We start from the raw sequence: 19,933 nt of genomic DNA, 5'->3' as shown, positions 1-19,933 counted from the left end.
TCCTCCGGTTGCTCCTTTATCTATATTTCAAGTTGCGCAGCGCTTCGTCATATTTGGAGATCGCGCGGTTCATCGCCATCACGACTTCAGGACGGACTTCTTTTGGAATTCGGTTTGCGCGTTTCATCACGATTTCCCCTCGTTCCTTGTCGTAATATATTTCGATTTCATCGCCTTTATTTAGGTTTAGCATCGTGGCTAAATCTTTCGGGATGCTAACGGACAAACTATTCCCGACTTGGCTAATCCGACGTGTATACGTTTTGTCATTCTTGCTTCCCAACATTTCCGCGTCCATTTCTTTTTCATCTCCTTTCCATATAATGGGCAAAAAGGACGTTTTTATCCATAAAATTATTACTGTATAAACAATTATAACAATAATCTTCCGAAAAGCAATACGGAATAATAAAAAAGGGCTTTTTGTCTTTCAACGAGAAAAACGCATGCCGCATTTCTAGAATCGATGTCGTTAGGAGGGAAAGAGGAGTGCCGCATAAAGTGAGCTTGTACGGATATGCCGTCTGTGTGTTATGCCATGCCGGACATAGTGAGGTCGGAAGCGTCAAGCAGTGGAACATGAAACAGCCGCGTCACGGAACGGATCAACGACGGCTATCTTTATTATTGCTTGGGGGATTTAGTTGGTTTATCAAATATCTTTGTCTTGCAGAAGGAATGAGGGATATTCATTGTTGCGACGGACCATCCGTTTATTATCTTGCGCGTGAAGCCAATCCACATAAGCTTGGAAGCGGAACGGTGAGATGAACGAGGATGGCTTGCTGGCTGTGGGCAGGCGCGCCCAAGAATCTCCTGCCGCTAAGTGTTTGCGCAGTCGGGGGATCATTCCATTGAGGGTAGGTTCTTTTTCACTATTCAATGGATATACATGACGCTGTTTTTGTCGTTTCTTGTTTCAAAGAATGACGAAAACGAAAAGAAGGAAACGATATTCATCAAAATTTGTTTGTAGTTAGGACGAACGGACTATTTACATGGAATGAAAAAAACGGTAAAAATAGAAGTGAGGACAGTAGTTTAGAAAAAAGAGAAAATTCTGTTTATCAAGGGGACAGCATTATGGTTTACGATGGAATCATTTTGTCGTTGTTGATCGGCTGGTTTCGCGGCGGAAGCCTGAAAGGGTTGGCCAACATGAAATTGCGCGGCGGTTGGTTGTTTCCGCTCTTGTTGGCGGTGCAGTTTATCGTCTTTTTCCTTCAAGAACGCATCGAGTGGATCGCCAAAATGAGCAACGTTATTTTTCTTCTCGTCTATATCACAGGACTCGCATTTCTGTGGCTCAACCGCCATCAGCCGGGGTTTCCGGTCATCTTCGCCGGCGTCTTGCTTAACTTTATCGTCATGGCCGTAAACGGCGGACGGATGCCGGTATCGATCGAAGCCGCCCAATTTCTCGGCCGCGAATATATCGAAGCGTTAAAAGCCGGTCTGTACGGCAAGCACCAGGCGATCACATCGGATACGCTTCTGCCGTTTCTTGGCGACATCATCCCGCTGTCTCCGCCGTACCCGCGCCAACAAGTCATCAGCATCGGCGACGTTGTGATGAACGTAGGGGCGTTCTTGTTCATCCAGCATCTGATGCTCAGTGCACCGCGCCATGGGGCAGACGATGCTGAGAAAGAAACAACGGCCGCTCCTGCGAATCAATAAACTAATTTTTAAGGGGGAAAAGGACATGAAATTCAAAGTAAAACAAGTATTGATCAATTTGTTCATCCTTGGTTCGGTGATTGTGGCGTTGACGTCGGGGTTTAAACTCATTGAGTAGAAAATAATAATGTTGATCTAATAAAGAGGGAGGCGATACTCCTTCTTTAAAATTTTTTAGCTGAGAGTGATTTTGTATGGTTTTTGAACGGTTAAAAAACAAAGAAAAACTATATACTGTTGTTGTCTCTCTTTTAGGGATGTGTATATTTGCTACAGAGGTTGATATCCATTCTCAATCCTTAAAAGATTGGGTTTTAGTATATATATTGACTGGTTCTGTCGTTTTGTTGAATCTTTTTCCTATTATCTTGCCCCCTAAAGCTAATTCTTTTTCAATGGATTCTGCTGTTTACTTGGCTACCCTGTTTTTATATGGATTGAACTTTACGTTACAGGTTCTTTTTATTTTTAGTTTGATAGAATTGTATCGTAATCAACGAATGTCTGCATGGAGACATTTATTTAATTTCTCAATGTATTGTTTGATGATATCAGGTGCTTATTACTCATTTTTATTCTTCGATGGGAATATTGGGAAGATAAATGTCCATCATTTACTTCCTTATTTGATTAGTTTGCTAGTTTATTTTAGTATTAATGTATTATTGATTTTTCTTTTCTTCTATTTCATTGGACAAATATTTAAAGGTGCTCTAGAGTTAGGCGTCTTAAAAGAGGCGTGTGTTGGTTATTCAGTAACATTGCTTCTTTCAATGGTTTTAGCCATTTTATTGTCGGAAGAGAAATATTTTGGCTTGTCCTTATTTATTATTTTAGTAACGATATTGTCTATTGTTTTTAGGAAATTTTTGGAATTATACCAGTTAGTATCCAACCGCGCCAACAGAGATCACCTCACCGGCCTATACAACCACGGTTTTTTCAAAGAAACGCTCAAGGAGCAGTTTTCCGACTGCAAGCTGTTGAAACAGCCGTTGACCTTGGCATTTCTGGATTTGGACGATTTTAAAAAATACAATGACCGAAACGGCCATTTGCAAGGCGATCGTTTGTTGACTTTTTTCGGGAAACTGCTGCAAAAAGCAGTCGAAGGGACGAACTTCACGGTCGCCCGCTATGGCGGAGAAGAGTTTGCCATTTTAATGCCCAACACGACGAAAGAAGACGCGTACGCGTTTTTAAACCGGTTGCGCAAAGAAGTGAACGATACATATTTTGAAGGCGTCGAGCATATTCCGTATCGTTGCCTGTCGTTTTCGTGCGGCATCGCCGAGATGGAAAAAGATATGTACGAAAGCGAGGAATTGATCCATCGCGCCGATCAAGCGCTGTATTACGCCAAGGCGCAAGGGAAAAACAACGTGCAGCTGTATGATAAGCACAATATGTGCTTGGATGAGATTAAGTTTAAGCAAGATTTGGAAGCGCTCGAGCAGCAAGTGAAATTTTTTCTTTCCAAAGATGTCTATACATACCGCCATAGCAAACGGGTGTTTAAATATGCGTTGGAGTTTGGCAGTCGTCTTGATGAGTTGACCGACCATGAACGGCAGACGCTCATTTTAGGGGCGCTCATCCATGACATTGGCAAAATTGAAGTGCCGCGCGATATTTTAAATAAGCGGGGAAAGTTGGAGAAGCATGAATGGGAGATCATTAAAAAGCACGTAACGTGGGGACGCGAGATTGTGGCGGCGGAGAAGCGGTTTGATGATTTGCTTCCGCTTGTCGAGCTGCACCACGAACGATATGATGGGAAAGGGTATCCGTACGGGCTGAAAGGGGAAGAAATCCCGAAACTGGCCCGCATTTTGTGTATTATCGATTCGTTTGACGCCATGACAACCGAGCGTCCGTACCAGCCGACGAAAACGTTTGAAGAGGCGCTTGAGGAAATCAAGCGCTGCGCAGGAACGCAGTTTGATCCGGTCTATGCGGCGAAGTTTATCGCGTTTGTGCGGAAGCATTATTTGCCGCTTGCCGAGATGGAGCAACTGAATTAAGTGAAAGAAGGCACTTGCCGATGGCAAGTGTTTTTATTTTTGGCTTTCCGTGAAAATCCTGCGCCGGCAAGCGGTGATTTTCAATCCCCGGGTGGAGGGCAAACCATTGCCCATGGACCTTTCTGTGAAAAATCAAGCGTCGGTGGGCTGTGACGTTCATGTGCTGGGAGTAGAGAGGAACATTTACTTATGGATGAGATTTTGATCGATTTTGATTGATTGAATTATTTATTTGATTTATATTGATAGAAAATGAATGTTTTTGATTGATTTTTTCACTATCTTGGGATATGATAGAGTTGTAAGCGATATCCCCGATGATCGGAGGTGGGAGTGTGCTGACAGAAGAACGTCACCGCCTCATTTTGGACCTGTTGGCGCAAAAAGGAGTCATCAAGCTGCAAGAGCTCGTGGAGGCGACTGGGGCGTCGGAGTCGACGATTCGCCGCGATTTGACGCAGCTTGAAACCGAAAAGAAACTGCGCCGTGTGCACGGCGGGGCGGCCTTGTTGCAGCAGAAGCGCGAAGAGTTAAGCGTATCGGAAAAGTCGCTGAAATATATCGAAGAAAAGCGGCGGATTGCCGCGTATGCGGCCAGTTTGGTCCAAAAAGGAAACTGCATTTATTTAGATGCGGGAACGACAACGTGGGAAATGATTCCACATTTGGCTGACAAAGAGGTCATCGTGGTCACGAACGGCGTGATGCATGTCGAGCGGTTGCTTGAGCAAAATGTGGCGACGTATTTGATCGGCGGCATGATCAAGCCGAAAACGAAGGCGTTGATCGGGCGCGGCGCCATCGAGTCGCTGCGGCAGTATCGCTTTGACCAATGCTTCATCGGCGCCAACGGCGTTCATTACGACTATGGTTATACGACGCCGGATCCGGAAGAAGCGCTGGTGAAATATACGGCGATGCAGCTGGCGCAACGCGCGTATGTGCTTGCTGACCATTCGAAGTTGAATGAAAGCGCGTTTGCGAAAATTGCGGATTTGCATGAAGCGGTGTTGATCACCGATGAATTGGATGAAGAGTGGAAAGATTTGTATCGAACAAAAACAACAGTAGAGGTTGTGGCTCCGTGATTTACACATGCACGTTGAATCCATCTGTTGATTATATCGTTCACCTCGATGAGCTGCATGTTGGTGAACTGAATCGTTCGGTGAAAACGTTCACATTTCCGGGCGGGAAAGGGATCAATGTATCGCGCGTGTTGAAGCGTTTGGATGTTGACAGCACGGCGCTTGGATTCGTCGGCGGGTTCACCGGCGGGTTCATTGAAAGCGAGCTTCGGAAAGAAGGCATTGCCTGCGATTTTGTTCATGTCCCAGGGCAAACGCGCATTAACGTCAAACTGAAAGCTGGGCGGGAGACGGAAATTAACGGTGAAGGCCCGATGATTGCCGATGACGATGCAACGCAATTGATAGCGAAAATCGGAGCGCTTTCGGCCGGTGATGTGCTTGTGCTCGCCGGAAGCGCGCCGATGTCGCTGTCGGCGGACATGTACGAGCGATTGGCGGCTCGAGCGGTGAAACGGCGTGTTCGTCTTGTTGTCGATACGAGCGGTCCGGCGCTCGAGGCGCTGCTCGCCTGCCGGCCGTTTCTTGCCAAGCCGAACCACCATGAGCTGGCCGAACTGTTTGGCGCCGCTGTGCTGACGAAAGAAGACATCATCCTCTATGGCCGCCGGTTGGTTGAAAGAGGAGTAGAGCATCTCATCGTCTCGATGGGCGGCGCGGGGGCGTTTTACTTCGGCCGGGAAGCAACGCTGTTTGCCGAAGCGCCAAAAGGAACGGTGAAAAATTCGGTCGGGGCGGGTGATTCGATGGTCGCTGGGTTTTTAGCCGCCCATACGAGCGGAAAACCGATCGAGGAAGCGTTCGCTTACAGTGTCGCCGCCGGAAGCGCGACCGCGTTTTCGGAAGATTTATGCACGAAAGAGGAAGTCGAAGCGCTCGTCGACCGCGTCCGCGTCGTGCGTTTATAGGAGGAAATCAAGGGGGGGGCGTACAGATGAACGTCACGGATTTGTTAACAAAGGAAACGATGATTCTTGAACTTCGGGCAAAGACAAAAGAGGAAGTGATTGATGAATTGGCCGCGAAACTCGCCGAGGCGGGGGCGGTCAGCGATGTGGAGGCGTTCAAACGAGCGATTTGGGCGCGCGAACAACAAAGCACGACCGGCGTTGGAGATGGCGTTGCCATTCCGCACGCCAAAACGGCGGCGGTCAAGCGCCCGGCGGTGGCGTTTGGCCGTTCGACCGCCGGGATTGATTACGAGTCGCTGGACGGCCAGCCAAGCCATTTGTTTTTCATGATTGCGGCCCCGGAAGGCGGGGAACAGACGCATTTGCAGGCGTTGGCGAAACTATCGTCGCTGTTGATGGATGTCTCGTTCCGCACCCGGTTGGAGCGTGCTTCGGATGAAGAGGAGATCCTCCGTTTGTTCAAAGAGAAAGAGAACAAAAGGGAAGAACCGTCTCTGCAAGGCGCCCCATCTGGCGGCCGACGGAAAGTGCTGGCGGTGACCGCTTGTCCGACAGGAATCGCTCATACGTATATGGCCGCTGATGCACTGAAAGCGAAAGCAACGGAAATGGGAGTATCCATCAAAGTCGAGACAAACGGTTCCGATGGGGTGAAAAACGCTCTGACGGCGAAGGAGATTGAAGAGGCAACGGCGATCATTGTCGCAGCCGATAAACAAGTCGAGATGGACCGTTTTGACGGCAAACATGTCATTCAAGTGCCGGTCGCCCAGGCGATCCGTGAGCCAGAGAAGCTGATCGAGCAGGCGTTGCGCCAAGATGCACCGATTTATCGGGCAAGCCGGTGCGGCACGGGGCAGCGTGGGAGCGGCGAAGCCGCGCACCGGTTTTTACAAGCATTTGATGAACGGTGTATCGAATATGCTTCCGTTTGTCGTCGGCGGCGGGATTTTGATTGCGCTTTCCTTCACGTTCGGCATTAAAGCGTTTGATCCGAAAGATCCGTCGTATCATCCGTTTGCCAAACTGTTAATGGACATTGGCGGCGGCAATGCGTTTGCGTTAATGGTTCCTGTACTGGCTGCATTCATCGCCATGAGCATTGCCGACCGGCCGGGGTTTGCGCCGGGGATGGTCGGCGGTTTTCTGGCGGCGAACGGCGGGGCGGGTTTCTTGGGCGGATTGATCGCTGGCTTTCTGGCCGGGTATTTGGTCGTCGGGCTGCGCAAACTGTTCAGCCGCTTGCCGCAGTCGCTTGAGGGGATTAAACCGGTGCTGCTCTATCCGGTATTCGGCATTTTCCTCACCGGCGTCATTATGATGTATGTGGTCATCGATCCTGTCAAGGCGTTGAATGAAGGACTGAAACATTGGCTTTCCGGCATGGGAACAGCCAACTTAGTGCTGCTTGGTGCGGTGTTGGGAGGTATGATGGCGGTCGATATGGGCGGACCGATCAACAAAGCGGCGTATACGTTTGGGCTGGCGATGATTGAAGCTGGCAACTTTGCGCCGCATGCGGCGATTATGGCTGGCGGGATGGTGCCACCGCTCGGATTGGCGCTGGCGACAACGTTCTTTAAAAAGAAATTCACGAAAGCCGAGCGGGAAGCCGGAAAAACGTGCTATATCATGGGCGCTTCGTTCATTACCGAAGGGGCGATTCCGTTTGCCGCGGCTGACCCGGTGCGGGTCATTCCATCGATTATCGTCGGATCGGCTGTTGCGGGAGCGTTGACGATGTGGTTCCATATCGGGCTGCCGGCGCCGCACGGAGGGATTTTCGTCATCCCGATCGTCAAAGGCAGTGCATGGCTTTATATCTTGGCTATTTTGATTGGTTCCATCGTAACCGCATTGATGGTCGGGTTGTGGAAAAAAGAAGTGGAAGAATAATAGAAGAAGAGGCGTTTCGCCAAAGGCGGAGCGCCTTTTTTGTTATGGAGTTTGCTATTTTTCTTACCAAATTTTCATGACAATGGTCATTTATCATGATAAAATGAACGGTTGTAAATGAGAGGAGAACCCATGATGAACACGTTTTTGCAGCTGAATACGATTTTTATCAGTATATTGATTGAATCGTTGCCGTTCGTCGTGCTTGGGGTGTTTGTTTCCGGAGTCATTCAAATGTTTGTCAGTGAAGAGACCGTACAACGGTGGGTGCCGAAAAATCGCTTTTTGGCCATTGTTTATGCGGCGTTGATCGGGGTGTTTTTCCCTTCATGCGAATGCAGCATCGTGCCGATCACCCGCCGTCTCGTCGCCAAGGGGGTGCCGCTTTACGCGGCCGTGCCGTTTATGTTAACGGCGCCCGTCATCAATCCGGTTGTGCTGTTTTCGACGTATATCGCCTTCGGAAGCAGCTGGACGATGGTATTGTGCCGGGCGCTGTTCGCTTGCGCCGTTGCCGTTACGATCGGTGCGGTGATCGCGATTCGGCATGCAGGAAGCGAACTGCGCCATGAGAGGCGCGAGATCTCGATGATGCCTCGTACGTGGAAAGAGAAAATGGTCGGCACCCTGCGCCATACGATCGATGAATTTTTTGCGACCGGGAAGTATTTGATCATTGGGGCGTTCATTGCTTCGGCGATGCAAACGTATGTGAAAACGTCGGCGCTTGTGTCGATCGGCAATGGGAAAGTGGCGGCCTCCTTGGTCATGATGGCGCTCGCCTTCGTGCTGTCGCTCTGTTCCGAGGCGGATGCCTTTATCGCCTCGTCATTTCAAAGCACATTTCCGTTTCACGCGCTGGCAGCGTTTCTCGTTTACGGGCCGATGCTCGATGTGAAAAATACGCTCATGTTGTTTCAGTCATTCCGCGCCCGGTTTGTGTGGAAACTGATTTCCTATATCACGTTGTTTGTGTTTGTCGGATCGCTATTGATCTAGCAAGGAGGTGGCGGCATGATTCGCATGTATATTTTGCTTGGGTTTGCGTTTTTGTTTTTTCATTTATATATTACTGGAGAGTTGAGCAAATACATTAATATGCGGTATTCGTATATTTCGTTTAGTGCGATGTTTGTGTTTGCTTTTTTAACGATCGTGCAATTTGTGCTGGCAAGCCGCAACGAGGAACCGCGTGATCATGGGGAAGAGTGCTGCGGCCATCACCATCATGAGCCGTCCGTGCGCTGGAAGAGGGTGGTAAATTACCTTATTTTTGTTTTTCCGCTGGCTTCCGCCTTCTTGTTTCCCGTTGCGACGCTGGATTCTGAAGTCGTAAAGGCGAAAGGGATTCATGTTCCTGGGATGGCGGCTGACGGCAGCGATCCGTTTGCCCAGCGGCAGTTTTTGCGTCCGGATACGAGCATGTATTATGGGCGGGACGATTATCAAAATGCCATGGAAAAAGAGCTGAAAAAATACGGTCGTCTTGCTCGCTTGGAGTTGAATGATCAAAACTATTTAAATGCCATGGAAACGATTTATCAGTTTCCCGGTGCATTCGCCGCCCGCGACATTGAATTCACCGGGTTTGTTTACCGTGAGGAAACGACGCGCGCCAATGAGGCGTTTCTCCTTCGCTTTGGAATCATTCATTGTGTTGCGGATTCAGGGGTGTACGGGCTGCTCCTTCAGTTTCCAAAGACGGTGCCGCTTCAAAATGATGAATGGATTCATGTGAAAGGTACGCTATCCACCATGTATTACCAGCCGTTTCATATGACGCTTCCGTATGTAAAAGTGACGTCATGGGAGAGGGTGGCCAAACCGAAGGAGCCGTACGTATACCGCCAATTCAATGAATAAGAGCGAGCCGCGGACTGGCTTGCTCTTTTGGATAAAGTTGCGCTCATTCCTTTTGCCGCGCTTGTTTCACCATGGTGATTGCGCTTGTTTGGCTGAACGAATTGTCGAATTGGGAAAGGGCCGTCAACGCTTGGGCGGCATCGATCACCTCGCCGAGCTTCAAGCAAAGCAAGCGCTCCTCTTCCAATCCGCGCCGCCGCCATTCAGCCCATAGGCGGTCAAGCGCTTCTTTCGGCGTATCATCGGCGAGGCGGAACGCCCCGTAATGCATCGGCACAAACAGGCGGGCGCGGCAGTCCAAAAACGCCTGCACCGCTTCTTCCGGTGTGGTGTGCTGCGGCCCCATGAACCATTCCGGTTCGTACGCGCCGATCGGCAAGAGCGCATAGTCGATGGAAAAGCGTTCGCCGATGTCGCGAAAGCCGCGGAAGTAGCCGCTGTCGCCAGCAAAATAAACCGTCGGTGCGTCGTCCGCTTCAATGACCCACCCGCCCCAGTGCGACGTATTCGTATCCCAAAGCGTTCGCCGCGTCCAATGTTGGGCGGGAACAAATGTGAGCGATACGCCGTGAAAGGAGGTCGTTTCCCACCATGACAGTTCGGTGACATGGCGGTAGCCGCGGCGGCGGAACAAGCGGCCGAGCCCCTCGGGCACGAATATGTGCGGGTCACCGTGCAAACGGCGGAGGCTGCCGAAATGCAAATGGTCATAGTGGCCGTGGGAAATGAGCACAACGTCCACGGGCGGCATCTTGTCAAGCGGAACACCAGGAGCCGTCAAGCGTTTGGCCGCGCCCATCCAATTCGCCCAGACGGGATCGGTGACGATGGTGATGCCATGAAGTTGAACGACAAAGGTCGAATGGCCGACCCAGCAGAGCTGCGGCCGTCCGTTCGGCTTCTGAAGCCGCTCGTATTGAGGCGGTGAAACATGCGGCACGACGTAGGACAAATCTTTTTGTTTTTGTTTCCGCTCCCGCTGCCAGCGGCGGAAATCGGCCCATGTTTTGTGCGTCGAGACGCCGTCTAAGTTTTCATAGCGCTTGGCCAATGATTTCTCACTCCATTTTTTGTATTATATTATTTAGAGTAGCAAACCTTTTTTGCGAAGTACAAAATGTTTGCCCAGGTGGTGGAATGTATGCTTCGTTCGTTTACAATCCGCACGGCAAAGCGGGATGACATGATCGACATTACTTCATTCGTCGAGGAGACGGTGCGCCAGGCTAACGTGACGGAAGGGATCGCTGTCGTTTATTGTCCGCATACAACGGCTGGCATCACCATTAACGAAAACGCGGATCCAGATGTCAAGCGCGACATGATGCGCCGTTTTGATGAAACGTATCCGTGGGAGCATCCGCTTGACCGCCATATGGAAGGAAACACGGCCGCTCATATGAAAGCGAGCACGGTTGGCGCGTCGCAGCACGTCATTATTCACGAAGGCCGGCTGCTGCTTGGACGCTGGCAAGGTGTGTATTTTTGTGAATACGATGGGCCGCGCCAGCGGACGTTGTATGTGAAGGTGATCGAAGGTTAGTAACCATAATTTTATTATGTAAACAAAAGAAAAAGAATAAGGCGGAGAGACGATAGATAGGTTAGCAAGAAGTTTGGGCGAATTATGGATAACCCCCGGACAAAGTGTTTTGTCCGGGGGTTACCGTTACGCCGGCGTCGTTAAAATGAGCGGCCCGTTTTTTGTAATGGCGATCGTATGTTCATATTGCGCTGAATACGAGCCGTCGATCGTTCGCGCCGTCCAGCCGTTCGGATCCATTTTGCTTTGCCATGCCCCCATGTTGACCATCGGTTCGATCGTGATGACCATCCCCTCCTTTAAACGCATCCCTTTTCCTTTTTCGCCGAAGTGGGGGACATACGGCTCTTCGTGAATCGTCGGGCCGATGCCGTGTCCGGTGAAATCGCGTACGACGGAAAAGCCGTGCGCTTCGACGTACGTTTGAATGGCGTGGCCGATGTCGCCGATCCGATTGCCGAGAACGGCTTGCTCGATTCCTTTATAGAGCGACTGCTCGGTGACGTTAAGCAGCTTTTCCACGTCTTTGCCGACGTCGCCGATGGCGTACGTCCAGGCGGAATCGGCGAGCGCTCCGCGCAAATTGACGACAAAATCGATCGTGACGATATCGCCTTCTTTCAGCGGCTCATTGCGCGGAAACCCGTGGCAAATTTCATCGTTAATGGAAGCGCATGTCGCATACGGATAGCCGCGGTATCCTTTTTGTTCCGGTTTGGCGCCGTATTTAGCCAAAAACGTTTCAACGAACCGGTCGATTTCCATCGTTGTGACGCCCGGTCCGATGCGTTTGGCGATCTCTTGATGACAGGCGGCGAGCAGCTTCCCCGCCTCGCGCATCAATTGAATTTCCCGTTCCGTTTTGACGTGAATCATGCAACTGTCTCCTTTTCCCTCGATGTGTTTCGCTTCGATAGTATTGTAGCAGAAACCGCTGTGATGTTAAACCAGGGCGATCCGTTCGCAACTGGGGATCTATTCCTGAATTTTACCCAAAAATAGTTTACTCATCCGTGCGAAGGGCGGCTAAAGGAAAAGATGCCCAGACCAAAAGAAAGGGCCCTTTGATGGCTGGGCATACAGGATATCGATATGTTGACCTTTGTTCACAAGAGCCCTTGCGGCTGGTCTTCGCTATATCATAAGGCGGCAAACAGCTGTTTTTCTTTATCAGAAATCGTTGAGGAAGAAGGAGACGGTGCGAGCGGCAAATAAATCGACACCGTCGTTCCTTTATGTATTTCGCTTTCGATGCGAATCGTTCCGTTCATCGATTCAATGATGCGGTAGACGACCATCATTCCGAGCCCCGTGCCTTTGACGCCTTTCGTCGTAAAATACGGTTCGCCAAGCCGTTCGAGCTGTTCTTTCGTCATGCCAACGCCGGTATCAGCGATGCGGATGAGCACACGTCCGTTGTCAATGGAGACGTATACTTGCAACGTCCCGCCGTTAGGCATCGCTTCGATGGCGTTTTTCATTACGTTGAGCAAACATTGACGGAATTTTTCGCGCTCACCGATGACGGAAAATGGGGCAAGCGTCGCTTGAATATCGACGCAGCTCATATTGGCGAGCGGGCGGAGGATGTCAATGACTCGCTCGATCTCGAGCTTCACGTTCAGCTTTTCCGGCGTCTCGGGCGCCGGCTTGGCAAACGTCAAGTAATCGGTGATGATCGCTTCAGCTCGGTCAAGCTCCTCAATGGCGATGCGCGCATACTGGCGTCGTTTGTCGGCAGCGAGCGGCTGCTCTTCGATCAGTTGGATAAACCCACGCGCCGCGGTGAGTGGATTGCGAATTTCATGGGAGATGGAAGCAGCTAAATGGGTGACGGCTTCCATTTTCTCGGCCCGAATCACTCGTTTGCGCAGCGCGATGTTATGGTGCACCATTTCCTGAAACGAACAAACGATGAGCATGCTGATGGGCTGTACAAACAAAAAGATAAGCGCAACGGAAGGCGGAGGAGAAACCGCAGCAGCCATCCACTCCGCTATGGCGACGGTCAATAGGCCAGAGCCGAAGCTGAGCGATGCAGCGAACAGCGTGCGCTGTTTGGTTGGCAGCTCGACAAACCGTTTTGTCAATAAACTGCTTGTTGCAGCGATGGCGATGGAAACGACGACGGTGACGAAGACGCCAGCTCCGCCGAACAGCGAGCGGTAGGCGATCGCCGTAAACGCTAAAACCGTCGCCGCCCCCGCTCCGCCGTACAAACCGCCAAGCCACAGAGGAATTTGCCGCAAGTCGAAGATGAAATCGCTCTCTGTTCCGACCGGGAGGGTGATGCATAACATGATCACGACGGCGTAACAAATGGTCGGCAAATAAAGGCGGAATCGTTTTGGCCTCTTCTCCTGCTCCGTACAGAGGGGAACGAGGAACACCGGCAGAAGGATGAAAAACAAGTTGAGCAAAAAGTCTTTGAAAATATTCAGCATCGCGGCACCTTCTTTCCCATCGTCAAGCTGCATAACCAGAATTTCTACAAAAACTGCGAATATATTACATTGTAACTGGAAAACTGTCTGGATGTTAAGGTGAAATCGATAGCCTTTTTTTGCTATAAATCTCGTTTTTTCGACAAATATAGGTAAAAAGAACTATTTTGTTCTTGATAAAAAATACCCTTTATTTTTTTATATTATTCTATAATATTTTAATTGTATATATTTTCTATCAACCTTTTATTTGATATGGAGGGATATTTTTGAAAAAACGGTCGATTCCATCACTTGTTGCGGCGCTGTCGCTCGGCATCGGGCTGTGGGCATCTCCGGCGGAAGCGCCGAAAGCGGCTAACGCCCCCGGCATTCCGGCTGTGAAGCAAGGGGGACCGGTCGATTTTGGAATTGCCAATGAGGAAAAGCTGGCGGAAATGTTGAAACGGAGCGGAAAGCTTCGCGCTGATGCGACTCCTGCTGAGGTGGAACAAGCAGTGCGCGACTATTTGCGGCAAAAGGCGATTCATATGCCGCGGGGAAAAGGAGAATTATACGATAAAGAGGCAAAGCGCGTCGAGGCGATGCAGGACGGACAGCAGACAAATGGCGTGCTGAACGGGAAAGGGAAAAAGCTCGGACAATCGAAAACGGCTTCCGTGCCATCCGTCAAGCCGGAGCCATGGAACGGCGGCAAGCGGGTCGACCGTGTACTCGTTTTGCTCATCGAGTATCCGGACTTTCCGCATAACAACATTCAGCCAACTGAAACGGATATGTATTATAAAGATTATACACGCGAACATTATGAAGATATGATTTTCGGCGGCGATGACGGCTATTACGATGGACCGAATGGCGAGAAGCTTATCTCAGTAAAAAAATATTATGAAGAGCAATCAGGCGGCAGCTATTCCATTGAAGGAAAAGTGGCAGGCTGGTATCAGGCGAAGTATCCGGCTAAATACTATGGCGGAAATGTACCGGCGCCGGATGGCAATGACGTCAATCCACGGGCGCTTGTGCGCGAAGCGCTGGCGGCAGCCGCCCAGGATCCGACCATTGATTTGCGTGAGTTTGACCAAGAGGATCGCTACGATTTAGACGGCGACGGCAATTATCGCGAACCGGACGGTTTGATTGACCATTTAATGATCATTCACTCCAGCGTCGGAGAAGAATCGGGCGGCGGTTCGCTCGGCGGCGATGCCATTTGGTCGCACCGCTGGAACTTAGGATCGGTGTACCGCATTCCGAATACGACGACGGATGTGCCGTATTGGCGCGGCCAACTGGCGGCTTACGATTATACGATTGAGCCGGCTGACGGGGCGGCAGGAGTGTTTGCTCACGAATACGGCCACGATTTAGGGCTGCCGGATGAATACGATACGATTTACTCCGGTCTGGGCGAGCCAGTTGCCTATTGGTCGATTATGTCAAGCGGAAGTTGGGCGGGACGCATTCCGGGCACCGAGCCGACCGGCTTCAGCGCCTGGGCGAAACAGTTTTTGCAGTCGACCATGCCGGGCAGCAACTGGCTGAGCGGAACGACCGTTGAGTGGAACGAAGTAACGCCAAACGGTGTTGAAGTCGTGCTCGATGAAGCGAACACGAAAGGGACGAACAACGATGCCGTGCGCATCAACTTGCCGGACAAAGAAACGGTCATCACGACCCCGCCAAGCGGTGCGTATGCCTATTTCTCCGGCAGTGGAAACAACTTAGATCATACGATGTCAACGACGATCGATTTGACGAGAGCGTCCAAGGCGACGCTGGCATTTGATACATGGTATGCGATTGAGAAAGACTGGGATTATGGGGCGGTAGAAGTAAAACCGCATGGCAGCAACGAATGGACAACAATTCAAGGAAACATTACGACGCCCGACAATCCGTACGGGCAAAACCCGGGCAACGGCATTACCGGTACGTCAAACGGCTGGGTGAAGGCGGAATTTGACTTGTCGGCCTATGCAGGACAAACGATTGACCTTCGCTTCCATTACATCACCGATGTGGCGGTGTCGGAAGCTGGCTGGTATGTTGACAACATTCAAGTGACGGCAGATGGAACAATCGCGCTCACAGACGATGCAGAGGGCGACAGCGCTTTCGCGTTGGACGGTTTTGCGAAAAGCGACGGCATCGCGCGCTCGAAGCATTATTATTTGCTTGAATGGCGCAACCACCGCGGCGTCGATGAAGGGCTCGCCCATATTTTGCGCGGCGACCGGCTTCTTTCGTACGATCCAGGGCTTGTCGTCTGGTATGTGGATGAAGGCTATGACAACAACTGGACGGGCGTCCATCCGGGCGAAGGGTTTCTTGGCGTTGTGGATGCCGACCAGCATACGTTAAAATGGTCGGGCAATACGACAGCGTCGACTCGCTATCAAGTGCACGATGCGGCGTTCAGCCTGCAAAAAGGAGCCCCATTCCGCGTGGCAATCAATGGCTCACAGCTGATCGACAACGATACATCGCCGACGCCGGTGTTTGACGACAGCCGGTCGTATGACAATAAAGGGGCCGTCGACGCCGGCCGGAACGTGCCCAACTATGGCCTAAAAATCCGCGTCATCGGTGAAAGCGCTGACCGCACGGCAGCGCGCGTGTTGATCTACCGCTGACAACCTCCAAAGGCGCACGGAACATTTCCGTGCGCCGAGCATTTGTCGACACGGTTTGTCATCCCTTCGTCGAATTTGTTGATTTTTCTTTCCCCCTTTTTTCCGCTTTTTCCGTTTATAATCATAAGTAGGATTGGATGAGAAGGGGGAACAAACAGAATGGAATGGTATGAACAGCTGTCGGCGTGGATTGCCGAGAAGCAGCCGGTGCGTGTAAAAACCTATCAAGGGGAAGTGGTCGTGCTGCCGGTTAAGCTGTATCAGGACACCCGCAAATTGTTCGTTTACAACCGTCAAATGCGGCTGATGAACATTCCGTTGGACCGGATCATTTCCGTCGAGCCGACGCGCATCATCGGTTCCTTTGACCGTCGGGGAGAAGAGGCCATGGTACATACTCGTTGAACGGAGGGCACGCGTCTTTGGGCGCGTGTTTTTTGATGGTGGTCGGCTGTTTCTGCCTGCGGTCTGTTCTGTTGCGCTGGGCGCTATACCCAATGAAGGCGGCATTCGCGTTGCGATGTGCCAGGGAGCGGAATGGTTTTTGTTGCATAGGCAAAGACCATCTTTTAGAATGGAAAGGACGAACGACTGACCATAAGGGGGAAGGGACATGCATGGCAAACGGATTGCCTTGTGCGCGTCACGCAAACTGGACGAAATGACAACGCTTATTGAAAAGCAAGGAGGAACGGCCATCATTCGTCCGGCGCAAGGGACCGTCTTTTCAAAGGGAAGCGAACTGGGAGAGGAAATGCGAACCGTCATCGCCATGCGGCCGGACTGGATCGTATTTACGACGGGAATCGGCTTTGAGGCGCTGTTGGAAGCGGCCGACCGGGAGGGAATGGCTGCCCAATGGCATCGAACGATCAAGGAAGCGAACGTGGCTGCCCGCGGCTATAAAACGGTGGCGGCGTTGAAACAAATCGGCGTCACTCCGGTGGCAGTAAGCGAGGACGGGACGACGAAAGGGTTGATTGCTGCTCTTTATGGGCACGACTTTGCGGAAAAAAACGTTGTTGTACAGCTGTATGGCGACACTGCGCCAAGGCTTCGGCAATTTTTCCTTGAGCGTGGCGCGTCCTATACGGAACTACTTCCATACCGGCATGTCGCTCCGGATGAGAAGACGCTTGAGACGCTATACAATGAAGTTGTCGGTTGTGAGGTCGATGCCGTCTGTTTTACATCGGCGATGCAAGTCCGCTTTTTCTTTTCGTTCGCCCGCGAGAAAAAAGAGATCGCACCGCTGCTTGACGCGTTTCGCACCGATGTCGTGGCCTGCGCCGTTGGCAAAGTGACAAAAGAAGCATTGGAAGAAGAGGGAGTCGATCGCGTCATCGCCCCGGAACATGAGCGGATGGGAGCGATGATTGTGACGCTTGCCCGTTATTTTCAACAATAAGCCCTGTTGAGGGTTGTTTTATATCAATTGTCCAACCTGCTATATAAGAGATCATCTTTTTGTTAAATGTTTTATATTATGTGTTTCATCAAAAATGCTAAACTGTTTATTTTTTGTCACAGTTTTTCGAACATTTTCCGCTTATAATAAAACTGGGTATGTATTTTTCATATGAAAGGGCGGGGCGAGCATGAAACGAAGCTCATTCCAGCAGATGGCGAGCACGGTTCGGCGGGGATTTGCTACGGCGCGTCGCTCATGGGGGCGCGCGTGCTGTTTTTTTGCGCTTGCCTGTCGGCGGTGTGATATGACTCACAACGATGGAGATGCTGCACACAGTATAATGGAAACAACGGACGGATCATAAAAAGGAGGAATTGATGATGCATTCATTTTGCCATATGGGCGGCCCTGAAGGGGTGAAATTATGCGCCGGTCTGGCGCAATTAAAACAAGAACACGGCCCGCTGCGCGCCCAAATGGAGCAGCTGCTTGCCGCAGCGGAGGCGATCGGCCGCGGGGAAAATGACCGCAACTGGCGTGAGCCGCTCGCTGATTTGAGAGAAAAAGTTGAATCGTTCGTCGCCGCCTTAGATCCGCATTCGGAGCGGGAAGAAGGCGTATTGTTCCCAATGATGGCTCGGTACATCGGGCGGACGACCGGCCCTATCGCCGTTATGGAATACGAACACGAACAGGCGAAAACGCGCCTTTCCATGTTTTTAGAAAAGACCGCCCAGCTGCCGGAGAACATCGACAGCAGACAGGCGTTGACGCTTGCCGGCGCGGTGATTGAGGCGTATCATATTTTGGATGAGCACTTCATGAAAGAGGAGAACGTGCTCTTCCCGATGGCCGAGCGGTTGTTGTCCGATGCGGAGAAAGAGGAGCTGTTTGCGCGCATTAACTAAGTAACAAATGGAAAACAGGATGCCCCAAACGACGGGCATCCTGTTTTTTATTATTGGTTCATTTGTTGGCCGGTTGTTATGCATGATCGTTAGGGTATGCGGAAGCGCACGTTGTTTCGTTCCCGCCGCCGTTAAAGTTGACAGGCCGGCTGTTAGGCAATCGGTTTGCCCCCTCCGCCTGTTCAGTTTAGGGTTCCTGATGTGACGCCCGCCGCTCGCTTACTTGGCGCGGTTGACCGGCTCTGCTTGTTTTGGCATTCGCTTTCGATAGACGACGTAGCTGCGCTGCAAGTAGCGGAGCGGGAAGCTGAATACGTGAACGAGACGGGTGAACGGCCAGACGGCGAACAAACCGAATGCAGCGAGAATATGAATCTGAAACCAAAGCGGCACCGCTTCCATATAAGCTGGGTTCGGACGGAACGTAAGAAGGCCGCGAAACCACGGGCCGATTGTCGTCCGGTAATCAAACCCGTGCGAATCGATGTTCAGAAACGTCGACGACAACCCGCTGGCGATCACGACAAGCAAAAATCCGAGCGCGACCCAGTCGCCGGTGCTGCTTGTCGTCCGTACGCGCTTGACCGTCAAGCGGCGGCGAAAAAGGATCACGAAACCAACGAAGGCCGCCAAGCCGGCCGGAATGCCGCCTGCCAAGGCGAGGGCGTGGTACATCTCTTCTGTCACGCCAAGCGCCTCGTAAAACGGCTCGGGAATGAGAATGCCCATCACGTGGCCGACAAACACGAACAAAATGCCCCAGTGAAAGAGAAGGCTTCCAAGGCGCAACTGCCGTTTTTCGAGCAGTTCGCTTGATTTGGATGTCCAGCCAAACTGGTCGCGCTGGTAGCGCCAAATATGGCCGGCGACAAATAGGACAAGCGCCAAATACGGAACAATCACCCAGAGAAATTGGCTGGCCATGCCGTTGCACCTCCTTTCGGGAGCGGCGTCACGCCGAGTTGAGTGAATGTGTGATTGAGCGCGTCAAACAGCTGTGCATACGGGCTGCCTGCCGCTGCCAGCCGGTCGCCGATTTCGCGGATATGGCCGGCATAATCGGCGAGCAAGGCGGTCGTATGCTCTTGATCTGCATAGGCCATCCATTCAAGCATGAGCGGCAAGTAGTCGGGCAGCTCGTGATCGGAGACGGCGAATCCGGCCGCCTCGTAGCGCGCTTTTAAGGCGACGAGTTCGATTCCGCGCTCCCGCTGCTCGCCGTTTGTCATATACGTCAAGTACAAATTCGTTTTTTTGCCGAAATCAAATGTTTCGACATATTGCTCCATCCGCTCTCGAGCCGGGGTGACCGCGAGCTGTTCGGCCACTGCCAAAAGCGGCGCGCGGACGGTTTCATCGTCAAGCGAGCGGATGGCGTCTAGGCAGTCAGGAAGCGATTCGGCCCACTGTTCGTCCGGGTAAGACAACAAATACGATACACATAGAAAGACCGTTTGTTGTTGTTCGCTGTTCATCGTAAATCCTCCATTTCATTGTTGAAGGGGGCGGGGCTCGCCTTCTTTCTCCTT

At 51.3% G+C, this 19,933-nt stretch carries 17 protein-coding genes and 2 pseudogenes; 13 read left to right on the top strand and 6 right to left on the bottom strand.

Translation table 11 applies throughout. The features are described from left to right. Positions 1–16 precede the first annotated feature (16 nt). Positions 17–298 (bottom strand): AbrB/MazE/SpoVT family DNA-binding domain-containing protein, encoded by a 282-nt coding sequence (locus JCR24_RS03910; protein ID WP_014195946.1) that lies wholly within the window; start codon positions 296–298, stop codon positions 17–19. A 785-nt stretch (positions 299–1,083) separates the two neighbouring features. On the opposite strand from JCR24_RS03910, the gene JCR24_RS03905 reads away from it, so the two are divergent. From JCR24_RS03905 to JCR24_RS03875, 7 genes and pseudogenes are all read left to right on the top strand, one after another. Continuing rightward, positions 1,084–1,680, top strand: a complete 597-nt coding sequence (locus JCR24_RS03905; protein WP_015374932.1) for a DUF5317 domain-containing protein — start codon at positions 1,084–1,086, stop codon at positions 1,678–1,680. Between the two features lie 257 nt (positions 1,681–1,937). Beyond that, positions 1,938–3,704, top strand: a complete 1,767-nt coding sequence (locus JCR24_RS03900; RefSeq protein WP_370643306.1) for a bifunctional diguanylate cyclase/phosphohydrolase — start codon at positions 1,938–1,940, stop codon at positions 3,702–3,704. A 335-nt stretch (positions 3,705–4,039) separates the two neighbouring features. After that, a complete protein-coding gene (locus JCR24_RS03895; protein WP_069304263.1) occupies positions 4,040–4,792 on the top strand; it encodes a DeoR/GlpR family DNA-binding transcription regulator in 753 nt (250 codons plus the stop codon). Beyond that, on the top strand, positions 4,789–5,700 hold the full coding sequence (gene pfkB / locus JCR24_RS03890) for a 1-phosphofructokinase (protein WP_014195938.1): 912 nt from the start codon (positions 4,789–4,791) through the stop codon (positions 5,698–5,700). Before JCR24_RS03895 ends, pfkB begins: the two co-directional genes overlap by 4 nt. A gap of 26 nt (positions 5,701–5,726) precedes the next feature. After that, a pseudogene (locus JCR24_RS03885) lies at positions 5,727–7,599 on the top strand (PTS fructose transporter subunit IIABC). Positions 7,600–7,731: 132 nt separating this feature from the next. Beyond that, entirely contained in the window at positions 7,732–8,598 is an 867-nt protein-coding gene (locus JCR24_RS03880; protein ID WP_238980116.1) for a permease, read from the top strand. A 15-nt stretch (positions 8,599–8,613) separates the two neighbouring features. Further along, a complete protein-coding gene (locus tag JCR24_RS03875) occupies positions 8,614–9,462 on the top strand; it encodes a TIGR03943 family putative permease subunit (RefSeq protein ID WP_068895112.1) in 849 nt (282 codons plus the stop codon). A gap of 43 nt (positions 9,463–9,505) precedes the next feature. On the opposite strand, the gene JCR24_RS03870 is transcribed toward JCR24_RS03875, so the two are convergent. Continuing rightward, the gene (locus JCR24_RS03870) at positions 9,506–10,513 is read right to left on the bottom strand and encodes an MBL fold metallo-hydrolase (protein ID WP_238980115.1); all 1,008 of its coding nucleotides are present in this window, start codon (positions 10,511–10,513) and stop codon (positions 9,506–9,508) included. A gap of 90 nt (positions 10,514–10,603) precedes the next feature. Here JCR24_RS03870 and JCR24_RS03865 point away from each other — a divergent pair, with 90 nt between their 5' ends. Further along, positions 10,604–11,005, top strand: coding sequence for a secondary thiamine-phosphate synthase enzyme YjbQ (locus JCR24_RS03865; RefSeq protein ID WP_014195933.1), 402 nt, complete (start codon positions 10,604–10,606; stop codon positions 11,003–11,005). Positions 11,006–11,131: 126 nt separating this feature from the next. Here the strand turns inward: JCR24_RS03865 and map are convergent, their stop codons facing one another. Beyond that, the gene (gene map, locus JCR24_RS03860) at positions 11,132–11,881 is read right to left on the bottom strand and encodes a type I methionyl aminopeptidase (RefSeq protein WP_014195932.1); all 750 of its coding nucleotides are present in this window, start codon (positions 11,879–11,881) and stop codon (positions 11,132–11,134) included. 263 nt (positions 11,882–12,144) lie between these two features. Further along, positions 12,145–13,449, bottom strand: coding sequence for an ATP-binding protein (locus JCR24_RS03855; protein WP_014195931.1), 1,305 nt, complete (start codon positions 13,447–13,449; stop codon positions 12,145–12,147). Positions 13,450–13,718: 269 nt separating this feature from the next. Between JCR24_RS03855 and JCR24_RS03850 the strand changes: the two genes are divergently transcribed. The 5 genes and pseudogenes from JCR24_RS03850 to JCR24_RS03830 all read left to right on the top strand — a co-directional run bounded on the left by JCR24_RS03850 (position 13,719) and on the right by JCR24_RS03830 (position 18,404). Then, complete coding sequence (locus tag JCR24_RS03850; protein WP_238980114.1) at positions 13,719–16,085, top strand: immune inhibitor A domain-containing protein; 2,367 nt, start codon at positions 13,719–13,721, stop codon at positions 16,083–16,085. Positions 16,086–16,244: 159 nt separating this feature from the next. Further along, a complete protein-coding gene (locus JCR24_RS03845) occupies positions 16,245–16,490 on the top strand; it encodes a hypothetical protein (RefSeq protein ID WP_013145247.1) in 246 nt (81 codons plus the stop codon). Between the two features lie 208 nt (positions 16,491–16,698). Continuing rightward, entirely contained in the window at positions 16,699–17,493 is a 795-nt protein-coding gene (locus tag JCR24_RS03840; RefSeq protein WP_238980113.1) for a uroporphyrinogen-III synthase, read from the top strand. A 171-nt stretch (positions 17,494–17,664) separates the two neighbouring features. Beyond that, positions 17,665–17,766: pseudogene (locus JCR24_RS03835) on the top strand (pyruvate synthase alpha chain); the annotation flags it as partial. Between the two features lie 110 nt (positions 17,767–17,876). Further along, on the top strand, positions 17,877–18,404 hold the full coding sequence (locus JCR24_RS03830; protein ID WP_020278823.1) for a hemerythrin domain-containing protein: 528 nt from the start codon (positions 17,877–17,879) through the stop codon (positions 18,402–18,404). 219 nt (positions 18,405–18,623) lie between these two features. On the opposite strand, the gene narI is transcribed toward JCR24_RS03830, so the two are convergent. Next, positions 18,624–19,328, bottom strand: a complete 705-nt coding sequence (gene narI, locus JCR24_RS03825; RefSeq protein ID WP_023634577.1) for a respiratory nitrate reductase subunit gamma — start codon at positions 19,326–19,328, stop codon at positions 18,624–18,626. After that, on the bottom strand, positions 19,304–19,879 hold the full coding sequence (narJ, locus tag JCR24_RS03820; RefSeq protein WP_014195921.1) for a nitrate reductase molybdenum cofactor assembly chaperone: 576 nt from the start codon (positions 19,877–19,879) through the stop codon (positions 19,304–19,306). Before narJ ends, narI begins: the two co-directional genes overlap by 25 nt. Positions 19,880–19,933 lie beyond the last annotated feature (54 nt).

This window comes from Geobacillus sp. YHL, from assembly GCF_022341265.1.
Classification (GTDB): Bacteria; Bacillota; Bacilli; order Bacillales; family Anoxybacillaceae; genus Geobacillus; species Geobacillus thermoleovorans.
This window is presented reverse-complemented; position numbering and strand designations above follow the sequence as displayed.

What these genes read in the sequence shown, in the direction of transcription:
- JCR24_RS03830 (WP_020278823.1), top strand. Translation starts at nt 17,877, where the DNA reads ATGCATTCATTTTGCCATATGGGCGGCCCTGAAGGGGTGAAATTATGC.
- JCR24_RS03910 (WP_014195946.1), bottom strand. Translation starts at nt 298, where the DNA reads ATGGACGCGGAAATGTTGGGAAGCAAGAATGACAAAACGTATACACGT.
- JCR24_RS03880 (WP_238980116.1), top strand. Translation starts at nt 7,732, where the DNA reads ATGATGAACACGTTTTTGCAGCTGAATACGATTTTTATCAGTATATTG.
- narI (WP_023634577.1), bottom strand. Translation starts at nt 19,328, where the DNA reads ATGGCCAGCCAATTTCTCTGGGTGATTGTTCCGTATTTGGCGCTTGTC.
- JCR24_RS03840 (WP_238980113.1), top strand. Translation starts at nt 16,699, where the DNA reads ATGCATGGCAAACGGATTGCCTTGTGCGCGTCACGCAAACTGGACGAA.
- JCR24_RS03905 (WP_015374932.1), top strand. Translation starts at nt 1,084, where the DNA reads ATGGTTTACGATGGAATCATTTTGTCGTTGTTGATCGGCTGGTTTCGC.
- JCR24_RS03845 (WP_013145247.1), top strand. Translation starts at nt 16,245, where the DNA reads ATGGAATGGTATGAACAGCTGTCGGCGTGGATTGCCGAGAAGCAGCCG.
- JCR24_RS03865 (WP_014195933.1), top strand. Translation starts at nt 10,604, where the DNA reads ATGCTTCGTTCGTTTACAATCCGCACGGCAAAGCGGGATGACATGATC.
- narJ (WP_014195921.1), bottom strand. Translation starts at nt 19,879, where the DNA reads ATGAACAGCGAACAACAACAAACGGTCTTTCTATGTGTATCGTATTTG.
- map (WP_014195932.1), bottom strand. Translation starts at nt 11,881, where the DNA reads ATGATTCACGTCAAAACGGAACGGGAAATTCAATTGATGCGCGAGGCG.
- JCR24_RS03855 (WP_014195931.1), bottom strand. Translation starts at nt 13,449, where the DNA reads ATGCTGAATATTTTCAAAGACTTTTTGCTCAACTTGTTTTTCATCCTT.
- JCR24_RS03900 (WP_370643306.1), top strand. Translation starts at nt 1,938, where the DNA reads ATGTGTATATTTGCTACAGAGGTTGATATCCATTCTCAATCCTTAAAA.
- JCR24_RS03875 (WP_068895112.1), top strand. Translation starts at nt 8,614, where the DNA reads ATGATTCGCATGTATATTTTGCTTGGGTTTGCGTTTTTGTTTTTTCAT.